Source organism: Aeromicrobium chenweiae (genome assembly GCF_003065605.1).
Classification (GTDB): Bacteria; Actinomycetota; Actinomycetes; order Propionibacteriales; family Nocardioidaceae; genus Aeromicrobium; species Aeromicrobium chenweiae.
In genome coordinates this window covers 436,606-448,187 of record NZ_CP026952.1, presented here as the reverse complement: position 1 = coordinate 448,187, position 11,582 = coordinate 436,606, and the positions used below count along the sequence as shown (strand labels likewise).

Below are 11,582 nucleotides of genomic sequence, written 5' to 3'. Positions count from 1 at the left end.
GACGCCCATTTCGGCCCCAAACGGTGGCACAAACACCGCGCACCCCCGGCCCCCGCAGGCGCGGTGGATCCGCCACCGAAAGACGCCCATTTCGCGCCCAAACGGTGGCACAAGCACCGCGCCACCCCACACCCCGGGCCCGGAAGGGGCTAGCTCAGCTTCTGGCCGAACGCCCCGTCGGAGGCGGTGAAGAGCGCGTCGGCCAGCTGCTTCCTCATGGTGCTGATGTACGTCATCGTGAGGTGCGAGCCCTGGCGGTAGACCAGGACGTTGCCGATGACCGCCGAGCAGCGTCCGCCGTCGGGGCAGATCGTGTCGCTCATGTCCATCACCTTGACCGCCGGCACCTGCTTGGCCGCCCGCAGCGCTGCGACGGCGCCGGACTCGGCCACGCCGGTCTTCCGGTCGAACGAGCACTCGGCGAGGTCCTTCGCATGCTGCGCGACGCACTCGTAGACCGGCTGGTTCGCCGGCGCAGGGTTGTCCAGCAGTGCCACGACCGGGATGCCGGCGTCCGTGATCGTCTTCCAGTAACGCGCCATGCCGTCGGCCATGCCGTCGACCGTCGGCTTCTTGGCGCCGGTCCCGTCGGGCATCGCCTCCTGCAGCCGGTGGGACGCCAGGACCAGGTCGGGCTTCATGTCGAGGATGTCCTGCAGCGCGGTCCGGCCCCACTGCCGGCAGTCGACCTGGTTGCTGCGGTCGACGCTGGCGTCGGTGAACGGGCAGGCCGACTTGGTGATCTGGACGAGCTTCCAGCCCTCGTCCTCGGCCATGTCCTCCAGCGCGGTCTGCCACTGCGCCATCTTGGAGTCGCCGATGATGACGACGGTGCGGTCCGAGCCCTTGTCGCCCCACTCGCAGAGCTTCGGCTTCGGGTCGCCGGCCCTGACCTGGCAGCCCGAGCCGTCGTCGTAGAACGGGGGCCGGTCGTCGACGGCGTTCGTGGGCAGCGGGCGCATTGCGTCGACGGACTTGATGTCGCTCCAGACGACGCCGTCGTTGGCCGGGTCGAGCAGGGCCGCGGCTCCCGGGCTGCCGGACACGCTCCCCTCGTCGAGGCTCGAGCTGAGGCCGACCGAGGCGTTCAGGGCGAGACCCGCACCGACGCCGACCGCCGTGAGGGCCAGACCCATGCCGATCGCGCGACCGTTCGGCTTGAAGAACGTCCCGAACCGGATGGGGTTCTCGATGAACCGGCTCGACAGGTACGCCGGGATGATCGACAGGATCATCAGCAGCACCACGTAGCGCAGCCGCATGTCGGGCCGCTCCGCCTGGGCCGCGACCAGGATCGGCCAGTGCCACAGGTAGATCGAGTACGACAACCCGCCGATCCACACCATGGGCTTGATGCTCAGCAGCCGCTGCGGCGATCCCGGGGTGGGCGACAGCCCGCTCGCGATCATCAGCGCCGCGCCCACGGTCGGCACGAGGGCGTTCACGCCGGGCCACGTCGTCGCGTCGTCGAAGACGAACACCGCGTAGGCGATCAGGGCGATGCCGAGCCAGCCGCCGAACGCCTTCAGCGCGGACGGGAGGCGGTCGACCTGCGTCGCGGCCAGGGCCAGCAGGGCTCCGATGCCGAGCTCCCAGATGCGGGTCGTCGACACGAAGTACGCCGTCGCGGGGCTGTCGGCGGTCTGCTGCACGGAGTACGCGAACGAGGCCACCGTGGCCAGGCCGAGCACCACGAACGCCCCGCGCTTCCAGCGCTTCGCCGCGACCAGCCCGATCAGCAGCATGAGGATGGGCCAGACGACGTAGAACTGCTCCTCCACCGCCAGGGACCAGTAGTGCTGCACCGGGGACTGGCCGATGTCCTCGGCCAGGTAGTCCACGCCCCGGTCCGCGAGCCGCCAGTTCACGACGTACGCCGCCGCGGAGATGATGTCGCCGCCGAAGTCCTTGCGCTGCGTGATGGGCAGGAACAGGTAGGTGACGAGCGCCGAGAAGACCAGCACCGTCGCGCTCGCCGGCAGGAGCCGCTTCATGCGGCGGGCCCAGAACGTGCTGAGGCTGACCCGGCCCGACCGGGACACCTCGCGGGCGAGCAGCCCGGTGATGAGGAATCCGGACAGGACGAAGAACACGTCGACGCCGACGAAGCCGCCGGCCATGAACGGGACGCCCGCGTGGGCGATGAGGACCGACCCGACCGCGATCGTGCGCATGCCCTCGATGTCGAGGCGGATGGTCCGGCCGTGGTCGGGCTTCGTGAGGGTCGCGCTACCGCCGGACACGTGCTGTGCGGTGGACATGCGCGCGGATCCCATCTTGGCGGGGCGATCGGTCGGAGGGGGCCGTGGGCCCCGAACAGGCTATCCGATCCACGAAAACCAGCACCGCTGCACGTGCCCGGGCCCCCGTCAGGCCTGTGACCGTGCGGTAATCTTCCGCAGTCAGCAGTTCCACCACTGAAGGAGCACGCCTTGTCCGTCGACATGGCCATCATCGGACTCGGCTACGTCGGTCTCCCCCTGGCGCAGCAGGCCGCTCGGTCGGGACTCACCGTCACCGGTTTCGACGTCAACGCCGGCATGGTCGAGACGCTCAACGGGGGAACCAGCCACATCGACGACCTGTCGGACGCCGACATCGCCGAGATGATCTCGCTCGGGTTCACCGCCTCGACCGACGAGACCGTGCTCGCGGACGCCGACGCGATCGTCATCTGCGTCCCCACACCGCTGTCGCTCGAGGGCGAGCCCGACCTCGGCGCGGTCATCGCCGCGACCACGACGATCGCGCGCCAGCTCCGTCCGGGCCACCTCGTCGTCCTGGAGTCCACGACCTACCCGGGCACGACGGACGAGGTCGTCCGGCCCATCCTGGAGAAGGGCGGGCTCGTCGCGGGCGTCGACTTCCACCTCGCGTTCAGCCCGGAGCGGGTCGACCCCGGCAACCCCACCTACGGCATCGCGAACACGCCGAAGGTCGTCGGCGGGCACACGCCGAAGTCCACCGAGGTCGCCACGGGGTTCTACGGACGGTTCATCGACACCGTCGTGCCGTCGAAGGGCACCCGCGAGGCCGAGATGACCAAGCTGCTGGAGAACACGTACCGGCACATCAACATCGCCCTGGTCAACGAGATGGCGCAGTTCTGCCACGAGATGGACATCGACCTGTGGGAGGTCATCCGCAACGCGGCGACCAAGCCGTTCGGCTTCCAGGCGTTCTACCCCGGTCCCGGCGTCGGCGGGCACTGCATCCCGATCGACCCCAACTACCTGTCGTTCAAGGTGCGCTCGACGCTCGGCCGGCCGTTCCAGTTCGTCGAGCTGGCCCAGTCGATCAACCTGCAGATGCCCTCGTACGTCGTGGAGCGCGTCGCCGACCTGCTCAACGACGCGGGCCGGGCGCTGAACGGCTCGACGATCCTGCTGCTCGGCGTCACCTACAAGCCCAACATCGCCGACCAGCGCGAGTCGCCCGCGACGCCGCTGGCCGGGCTGCTGCGCGACAAGGCCGCGAAGCTGCTGTTCCACGACCCCCGCGTCGAGTCCTGGGCGCCCGGCGGCGTCGAGGTCACCCGCGCGGACGACCTCGACGAGGCGCTGCGCACCGCCGACGTGACGGTGCTGCTGCAGAACCACCGCGAGTACGACCTCGAGCACATCGCTGCGACGGCCCGCACCCTGTTCGACACCAAGGGCGCCACCGACGTGCCGGGCGTCGAGCGCCTCTAGCACCGGTCAGGGGCGAAGACCCGAGACGTAGGCGGCGAACGCGGCCGGGTCGAGCGCGGAGCGCACGAACGCGTAGCCCCTCTCGCGCTGGACGAGGTACGCCCCGGCGTCGGCCGTCAGCGCGTCCACGACCTCGCGGACGTCGGCCGGCTCGGCGTAGACCGCCGCGTCGCCCAGTGCGGGCCGGTGCCGCGGGTCGACGACGAGGACGGCTCCTGCGGCGAGCGCCTGCAGCATCGGCCACGTCGGTCCGCTGCCCCACGCGTCGGGCGCGTAGCCCACGTAGAAGTCGGCGTCGGACAGCAGCTCCGGGAGCGGGACGCCCTGCAGGACCGACCAGCTCGGGGGGATCGGGTTCTTGCGGAAGAGCTTCGGGACGACCCCGTCGTCGTCCAGGACCCGCACGTCGTACGCGGTCTCGGGCGGCAGGCTCTGCACGATCTGCGCGCCCTTCAGCCGGTTCTTGCCCATCCGCTCGAGCTGCGCCGTCGCCAGGACCGGGCGGGACCGCGCGCCGCCGGATCGCGGTCGGGCCGGGTCGACGACACCGGTCGGGCGCGGGGGCAGGATCGTCCCCATCGCCCCGCGGGCCCGGAGGTCGGCGGCGACGCCCTCGTGGGCGGGCAGCCACTCGACGTCGACACCGAACAGCTCCCGGCCGGCCCGTTCGACCGTTCGGGGGTCGTAGAGCACCCAGTCCCGCTCCGTGACGCACGACGGCATGCCTGCCGCGACGACGAGGCGCTCCGTCGTGAGGCGCACGTCCGCACTGCTGCGCGGGAACATGAGCAGCTCCGGGGAGTCCACGAACGTCACAGCCGAGTGGACGGGCTCGGTCCAGACCAGCCAGCCGACCTGCTGGGACGCACGCAGGTCGAGCACGTCCGCGAGGGTGTCGCGGCGGACCCGGAACGCGTGGCGCAGGTTCATCGCCTGGCCCAGGTGGACGTCGAGCCCGGCGTCGACCAGGGCCCCCACCCGGCGCGGGGCGCCGTCGTAGCGGTGGATCCCGCTTCGCCAGTCGCTGATGTACGCGACGTCGCACGAGACCGGGGCCGGCGTGCGGCTGAGGAACGTCGCGGGCGCCGGGAACGCGCGAGGACCGTCGTCGGCCAGGAACGGCGAGACCTCACCGGCGGCGACGCGCTCGTGCCAGTGGCCCGCGTCCACGCCGTATGCGTCCCGGGTGGCCGCGCGATAGCCGAAGGAGAAGTCGTCGCGCGAGAGCGAGTCGGCGGTCAGCTGCGTCGCGGCGCAGACGTCGGGCAGCGCGACGACCGCCTCCTCGCCGAAGACCGTCGTGAGCCGGTTGCGGAACTCCGAGTCCGCGTCCTTGCGGACCGGGTCGAATCCGCCGAGCCGCTCCTTGACCGCCCCGATGCGGAACATCATGGAGGACGCGTTGACGCGGGTCGCGTCGTAGCCGACCCGGTTGAGCACGAGGTCGGGCGTGAGCCGCACCGCCGAGCTGAGGGACATGACGACGTCCGGTCGCCTCGTCAGCACCTCGACCTGGCGGGCGAGCCGCTCGGGGTGCGACCAGTCGTCGGAGTCCTGGAACGTCATGAGCTCCCCGCGTGCCTCGCGGAGCGCGCGGTTGCGGATCGGGTACGTCCCACCGTTCCTGGGCATGTGCAGCACCCGGATGCGCGCGTCCCAGCCGCCCACCGCGTCGATGCGCGCGGTGTGCTCGGCCGGGGAGCAGTCGTCGATCACGAGCAGCTCGAACGACGTCCACGTCTGCGCGAGGATCGACCGCACGGCGGGCTCGAAGCTCTCGTCGGGGGCGTAGACCGACATCACGACCGTGACCACGGGACCGACCCCGGCATCCACGGTCGGCGCGGGCGTAACGGTCCCCAGCTGGTCGAACGGTCGACGCGCGATGGTCCCGAGGCGTACTGGGGTCAGTCCCTCGGGAGCGAACACCGCGGTGAACGACTCGCTCCACCGCTGCGGGTCGAACCCTTCGCCCGTCGCGACGGGACCCAGACGGTCGGTGCGGATGACCCAGGCCATGTGGTCGTCCGCCAGGTCGGGGTCGTCCGCGAGCAGGGCGTCGAGACACGCGTGCTCCCCTGCGGCGAGATGGGTCTGCAGCAGCAGGCGGGGGAACCCGGCGGGCTGGTCCTCGACCGGCCCCAGGGCGTGGGCCAGACGGTGCATCCGGGCCGACGAGGCGTAGTCGGAGTCGCGGTACGCCCGCCCGACGAGTGCCTGCGCCAGCGCGCCCATCGCCCGGGCGTCGTACCTCTCCCCGAGCTCGGCCGGAGCGTGCAGGGCACCCGATCTCGCGAACCGCTCGGCGGTCGCCGACACCATCGCGTAGTCCTCACGCCCCTCGGTGGCCATGAGCGCCAGCAGGTCGAGCGCATCCGGGAAGCCGAACCGGAGCGCGGTCGAGGCGACCGCGTACGGGTCGACATCGATGTAGCGCATCTGCTCGCACAGCACATCGAGGTGATCGGTCACAGGTCTCCCGCTCGTTTTCGTCGTCGACGAAAGACTACAGACCTTGTGCCCTGGCTCGCGGAAGAGACCGGGATGCCGGCCACTTCCGCGCGGGGATGGTGATCGGGGTCAGCTGAGCCAGGTCGGCCGCAGCGGCCAGCTGGCGTTGCCCTTCTCGTCGGTCTTGACCGCGAGGACGTGGTGCAGCTCGATCTCGTTGCGCTCGAACGCGAGGCGGGAGCCGGCCATGTAGATGCCCCAGACCTTCGCCCGGCCCACCGTGACCTCCTGGAGCGCCTCGTCCCAGTTCGCCACGAGGTTGTCGGTCCAGCCCTTGAGGGTCAGGGCGTAGTGCTCGCGCAGGTTCTCGACGTGCCGCACCTCGAGGCCCGCGTCCTGCGCCGCCATCGTGATGCGGCCGACGCCGGTGAGCTCACCGTCGGGGAACACGTAGCGGTCGATGAACGCGCCCGTCGTGGTGATCTTGTTGTTGGGTCGGGTGATGCAGTGGTTGAGCAGGCGGCCGCCGACCTTGATGCGGCTCTGCAGGAAGCCGAAGTACTCGTCGTACTGCTTGACGCCGATGTGCTCGGTCATGCCGATCGAGCTCAGCGCGTCGAAGCCGTCCTCGGTGACGTCGCGGTAGTCGCCGTACCGGACCTCGGCGAGATCCTCGAGGCCCTGCCGCTTGATCTCCTCCTGCGCCCACGCGGCCTGCTCACGCGACAGCGTCACGCCGAGCGCCTTGACGCCGTAGTGCTTCGCCGCGTGGCGGACCATGCCGCCCCAGCCGCAGCCGACATCCAGCAGGCGCTGTCCCGGCTTGAGGTCCAGCTTGCGCGCGATGAGGTCGTACTTCTCGTGCTGCGCCTGCTCCAGCGTCGCGTCTGCCGTCGGGAAGACCGCGCAGGTGTAGGTCATGGACGGACCGAGCACCAGCTCGTAGAAGCGGTTGGAGACGTCGTAGTGGTGCTGGATCGCGTCGGCGTCACGGCGCTTGTTGTGGCGCATGCCCTCGAGCGCACGACGCCACTTGGGCAGGTGCTCCTCGGCCGGCGGCGGCGGGGGCTTGAGGTTGCCGAAGCCGAGGCTGCGCACGATCTGCAGCATCTCGGCCGCGGACGGCACCTTGAAGCGCAGCTGGCTCATGATGAGCACCATCGCCTCGTACGGATCGCCCGGGTGGATGCCGTCGAGCTCCAGGTCGCCCGCGACGTACGCGCGCGCGAAGCCCAGGTCGCCCGGCGCCGTCATCAGGTACGCCAGGCCGCGCTCGTTGAGCAGCCGCAGCGTGAACGGCGCATCGACCGGGCCCGCGACGCTGCCGTCGAAGGCCTCGAACCGGAAGGGCAGCCCGTCCTTCATGAGTCGGCCGAGCGCGTCGGCGATGCTGAGACGTACGCCTACTTCTGTGGTCATGAGTTCCTCACTGCTTTCTCGTACAGCGTGCTGAGTCGGCTGTCCGGGTCGTACCTGCGGCGCGCCGCGTCGAGCACCTCGCCGCCGTACATCTGGTCGAAGGTCTCCTTGTCGTAGAAGGCCTCTGAGTAGAGCGACTTGTGGCCGCCCATGGCGTGCACGGCCTCCTCGACCTTGCGGTTGACGAGGCCCGCCGGAGCGTCCGCGGGCACCTCGACGGTGCCCCAGAAGCCGGCGTTGACATACGTGGTGCCGGGCTCGAGGGGGTAGGCCGGCCAGCTGCGGGTGGTGCGCAGCGGGCACAGCCACACCGGCCGCATCCCGACCTCGGCGTCGAACCACTCGAGGAACTCGGGCACCTTGTCCAGCGGCACCTCGATGTCCTGGATGACGCGCTCGCGGCCCGGCACCTTCTTGATCCGGTCGAGGGTCTTGATGATCCCGAGCTTCTCGTCGAGGCCGACGATCTTGTGGAAGACGTCGCTGCGGCGGTAGCGCGCGGGCCAGATGCGGCGGATCCACTTGTTCTGCGCGCCGAACGCGCCCGAGCACCAGAACCAGTCGGTGTCCCAGCGCCAGATGTAGTCGTTCATCGACAGGGCGTCGGTCTCGCGCTGCTGGATCGAGCGGTAGTAGACCTGCTGGCCGGTGTAGTCGCTGAGGGCGGCCGGGCCGCCCGACGGCAGGGTGTCGGTGAAGTGGGCCAGCGTCAGGTAGATCTCGTCGGGCGTGAACGCGGTGCCGTCGAGCCCGTCGACACGCTCGCCGTGCCACTCCCCCGTCTCGGCGATCGTCTCGATCGCCTTGACCGCCTGGGCCGCGTCGGCCATGCGGACGTGCCGCAGGGTGACGTACTGCGGCACCTGCTCGAGCTTGATCTTCAGGCGCGTGGCGTAGCCGAGGCTGCCGTACGAGTTCGGGAACGCCTCGAACAGCTGGGCGTGCTCGTTGTCCGGTGTCGCCGTGACGATCTCGCCGGACCCCGTGAGGATGTCCATCTCGAGGACGGACTCGTGCGGCAGGCCGTTGCGGAACGAGGTCGACTCGATGCCGAGACCGGTGACCGCCCCACCGAGGGTGATGGTGCGCAGCTGCGGGACCACGTACGGGATGAATCCGAGCCGGAGCGTCGCGGCCACGAGGTCCTCGTAGGTGCAGACGCCCTGGACGTCCGCGGTCTGCGCTGCGGTGTCGATCGCGATGACGCCGTCGAGGCCGCTGACGTCGAGCCCCGGGGTGTCGTTCTCGGCGCGGGGCCGGAACAGGTTGGAGGTCTTCTTCGCGAGTCGTACCCGCGAGCCCGGCGGAATCCGGCGATAGGACTCCAACAGGGCGTCAACGGCGTCGCGATGTGCGTGCCAACCTTTCACGTGCTCTCCCAACCTCTCGATGCCGACAGGTTATTCCCGCTCGTCGGGGCGTGGACAGGGCGGGTGGTCCCTAAAGCGGTTGCGCGAGGAAACGAACTGCGGCTGCGTACCCTTCGAGCCCCATGCCCACGACGACCGCCGCGGCGAGGTCGCTGAGGTGGGAGTGGTGGCGGAACGGCTCGCGGGCGTGGACGTTGCTGAGGTGCACCTCGACGAACGGCTCGCCGAGCTGCGCCGCAGCGTCGCGCACCGCGATCGAGGTGTGGGTCCAGGCCGCGGCGTTCAGGACGACGGCGGAGCCGGCGTCGGCGGCCTCGTGCAGCCAGCCGATCATCTCGGCCTCGGAGTCGGTCTGGCGGACGTCGGCCTCGACGCCGACCTCGCGGGCGACCTCTTCGCAGCGAGCGACCAGGTCGGCGTACGTCGCGGTGCCGTAGACGGCCGGCTCACGCACGCCGAGGCGGCCCAGGTTGGGGCCGTTGAGGACGAGGACGGTCATCGGATCACCTCTGCAGTTGCCAGATCAGCGCGGTCGCGGCGCTGGACGCCCTCAGATCGTACTCACCGACCGCGGTGAGTCTCGCCTCGTCACCGGCAGCCAGCTCGACGTCGCCGCAGCGGATGGTCCCGCCGGTGACCAGGACGAGGCTGCGTGGCGCGCCGGGCACCGACACGCCTTGCCCGGCCTCGAGCCGCACCGCGAGCAGCTCGGCCGGCGCCTGGACACCGACCGTCGGGGTCAGCTCGCCCGGGACCGGGTCCACGTCGACCTGGGCGTACGCGGGCGGGCCGTCGTGGTCCGAGCGCAGCATCATCTGGACGAAGACCAGCGGCTCGACGTCCGAGGCGTTGCGCTCGGCGTGCTGGACGCCGGTGCCGGCGCTCAGCCGCTGCGCGGTGCCCGGCCGGACCTCGCCGGCCTGTCCGGTCGAGTCCTCGTGACGCAGCACGCCGTGCAGCACCCAGGTGACGATCTCGACGTCCGCATGGTCGTGCAGGTCGTAGCCGCGACCGGGCGCGACGTGCTCGGTGTTGATGGCCATGACCGGACCGAACGCGATCCGGTCCGGGTCGTAGTGCGCGCCGTACGAGAAGCTGTGCCAGGTCTCGACCCCGTCGCCGGTCGTGTGGAACCGGTCGGCCGCCCGGCTCACCTGCAGGGACGACGGCTCAGGCATAGCCGAGCTCGTGCAGCCGGTCGTCCTCGATGCCGAAGTGGTGGGCGATCTCGTGGACCACGGTGATGCCGACCTCCTCGACGACGTCCTCCTCGGTGTCGCAGATGGCCAGCGTCGGGTTGCGGTAGACGAAGATGCGGTCGGGCATCGCCCCGGCGTACGTGCTGTCCCGCTCGGTCAGCGGGATGCCGTCGTAGAGGCCCAGCAGCGTCGGGTCGTCCGCGGGGGCGTCGTCCTCGATGAACAGCACCACGTTGTCCAGCAGCGAGGCGAGCTCGTCGGGCACGGCGGCGAACGCGGCCTCGACCAGCTCGGCGAACCGGTCCTCGCTCACCTCGATCATGGCTCCATCCTGCCTGACGCGGTTGCGCGTCGGATCTGCTCACCCTCTATGCTGAACGGGTTTCCCGGCCCCCATCGTCTAGCGGCCTAGGACGCCGCCCTTTCACGGCGGTAGCACGGGTTCGAATCCCGTTGGGGGTGCCACTCAAAAAGGGCCTTTGAGCTGCGGACATGGCCTCGAGCATCCTGGACAACTGCTCATCCGGTTGCTCGATTGGCAACAATCCCACCGAATCGCACGCCCGCGTAGGCAAGGAACAGCACGATCAGTCGGTACATCTCATTCGTCCGCTCGTCGTGCGCGCGGTGCTTGCCTGACCTCGCCGGGTGGCCGCAGGCCTGCGCGAGCGCATCGACCTGCTCGTGAGTGAGATACCGGCGCTCGTGCTTGGCGGGTTGACCTGCGCGGCCGGGACGAAGCCCAATCGAGCCTCGCGCCCGGCCGCGGAGTTCAACCTCGTCCTTAGGAATCCAGCTGCTGCTGGACCGCCTGCGCGTCGATCAGGTAGTTCATCTCGTAGAACCGCCCGTCACGAACCTTGTGGAACGAGTACTCACCGAACTCCAAGGAACGTCCGGTGGGAGGCACCCCGAGCCACTCCTTCGTGTGCGTGCCCGTGTTGACCAGGCGAGCTGCCACCTTGTCGCCGTCAACAGCGACGTCCACAGGCCGCCATGTGTAGTCGGGCACCGAATCTCCGTGAGCCTTCAGTTCGGCGATGATGTCCTCGCGCTTGACGTGCCTGCCGTTCTCGATCAGTTCATCGTGAACGAACTCGGTCATTCGATCAAAATCGTGATCGTTGAGAGCCTCGATGTAACGATCGAAGACTTCGCGGACTTCCTTCTCTGACATGACTCCTTCTTCCTGACCTCTGAGGGTCACCCTTGTTGATGGATCCTGCGCTCTACGCGCGTTTTGTGTTGTGCACCAACCGCGTACGCCAGATGTAAACGCGTATGACCAACTTCTATTCCATGCGGTATAAAAAGCCTCTTGCGCTTTCGCGCCCGCCAGCGTCTGGATTCTCACCTGCGGAAAACGTGCTTGCGGCATTCGATGGCTCGCCCCCGCGAGGGCTCGTCGACTGTTTATGTACTGGATGGAATAGATTCTGGAGCCCAGCAGT

The 11,582-nt window shown here is 69.5% G+C and carries 10 protein-coding genes and 1 tRNA gene; 3 read left to right on the top strand and 8 right to left on the bottom strand.

The window, feature by feature from the left end; all coding sequences use genetic code 11:
- Positions 1-149: 149 nt before the first annotated feature.
- Positions 150-2,261, bottom strand: a complete 2,112-nt coding sequence (locus C3E78_RS02210) for an acyltransferase family protein (RefSeq protein ID WP_159085781.1) — start codon at positions 2,259-2,261, stop codon at positions 150-152.
- Positions 2,262-2,432: 171 nt separating this feature from the next.
- On the opposite strand from C3E78_RS02210, the gene C3E78_RS02205 reads away from it, so the two are divergent.
- Positions 2,433-3,692, top strand: a complete 1,260-nt coding sequence (locus tag C3E78_RS02205; protein ID WP_108576774.1) for a nucleotide sugar dehydrogenase — start codon at positions 2,433-2,435, stop codon at positions 3,690-3,692.
- Positions 3,693-3,698: 6 nt separating this feature from the next.
- Here the strand turns inward: C3E78_RS02205 and C3E78_RS02200 are convergent, their stop codons facing one another.
- The 6 genes from C3E78_RS02200 to C3E78_RS02175 form a co-directional block, all read right to left on the bottom strand.
- A complete protein-coding gene (locus tag C3E78_RS02200) occupies positions 3,699-6,164 on the bottom strand; it encodes a glycosyltransferase family 2 protein (RefSeq protein ID WP_108576773.1) in 2,466 nt (821 codons plus the stop codon).
- 108 nt (positions 6,165-6,272) lie between these two features.
- Entirely contained in the window at positions 6,273-7,562 is a 1,290-nt protein-coding gene (locus tag C3E78_RS02195) for an SAM-dependent methyltransferase (RefSeq protein WP_108576772.1), read from the bottom strand.
- Positions 7,559-8,932, bottom strand: coding sequence for an FAD-binding oxidoreductase (locus C3E78_RS02190; protein WP_108576771.1), 1,374 nt, complete (start codon positions 8,930-8,932; stop codon positions 7,559-7,561). The genes C3E78_RS02195 and C3E78_RS02190 overlap by 4 nt, the downstream gene beginning before the upstream one ends.
- Before the next feature lie 70 nt (positions 8,933-9,002).
- A complete protein-coding gene (gene aroQ, locus C3E78_RS02185) occupies positions 9,003-9,431 on the bottom strand; it encodes a type II 3-dehydroquinate dehydratase (RefSeq protein WP_108576770.1) in 429 nt (142 codons plus the stop codon).
- Positions 9,432-9,435: 4 nt separating this feature from the next.
- The gene (locus C3E78_RS02180; RefSeq protein WP_108576769.1) at positions 9,436-10,110 is read right to left on the bottom strand and encodes a pirin family protein; all 675 of its coding nucleotides are present in this window, start codon (positions 10,108-10,110) and stop codon (positions 9,436-9,438) included.
- Positions 10,103-10,453, bottom strand: a complete 351-nt coding sequence (locus C3E78_RS02175) for a metallopeptidase family protein (protein ID WP_108576768.1) — start codon at positions 10,451-10,453, stop codon at positions 10,103-10,105. The genes C3E78_RS02180 and C3E78_RS02175 overlap by 8 nt, the downstream gene beginning before the upstream one ends.
- A gap of 67 nt (positions 10,454-10,520) precedes the next feature.
- Here C3E78_RS02175 and C3E78_RS02170 point away from each other — a divergent pair.
- A tRNA-Glu gene (locus tag C3E78_RS02170) sits at positions 10,521-10,596 on the top strand.
- Positions 10,597-10,623: 27 nt separating this feature from the next.
- A complete protein-coding gene (locus C3E78_RS18130) occupies positions 10,624-10,770 on the top strand; it encodes a hypothetical protein (RefSeq protein ID WP_159085780.1) in 147 nt (48 codons plus the stop codon).
- A gap of 145 nt (positions 10,771-10,915) precedes the next feature.
- Here C3E78_RS18130 and C3E78_RS02165 read toward each other — a convergent pair whose 3' ends face one another.
- Positions 10,916-11,308, bottom strand: coding sequence for an ester cyclase (locus C3E78_RS02165; RefSeq protein ID WP_108576767.1), 393 nt, complete (start codon positions 11,306-11,308; stop codon positions 10,916-10,918).
- Positions 11,309-11,582: the final 274 nt, after the last annotated feature.

Bases quoted from the DNA above. Each gene is read 5' to 3' on its own strand.
- C3E78_RS02210 (WP_159085781.1), bottom strand. From the start codon at position 2,261: ATGTCCACCGCACAGCACGTGTCCGGCGGTAGCGCGACCCTCACGAAG.
- C3E78_RS02195 (WP_108576772.1), bottom strand. From the start codon at position 7,562: ATGACCACAGAAGTAGGCGTACGTCTCAGCATCGCCGACGCGCTCGGC.
- aroQ (WP_108576770.1), bottom strand. From the start codon at position 9,431: ATGACCGTCCTCGTCCTCAACGGCCCCAACCTGGGCCGCCTCGGCGTG.
- C3E78_RS02180 (WP_108576769.1), bottom strand. From the start codon at position 10,110: ATGCCTGAGCCGTCGTCCCTGCAGGTGAGCCGGGCGGCCGACCGGTTC.
- C3E78_RS02175 (WP_108576768.1), bottom strand. From the start codon at position 10,453: ATGATCGAGGTGAGCGAGGACCGGTTCGCCGAGCTGGTCGAGGCCGCG.
- C3E78_RS18130 (WP_159085780.1), top strand. From the start codon at position 10,624: ATGGCCTCGAGCATCCTGGACAACTGCTCATCCGGTTGCTCGATTGGC.
- C3E78_RS02165 (WP_108576767.1), bottom strand. From the start codon at position 11,308: ATGTCAGAGAAGGAAGTCCGCGAAGTCTTCGATCGTTACATCGAGGCT.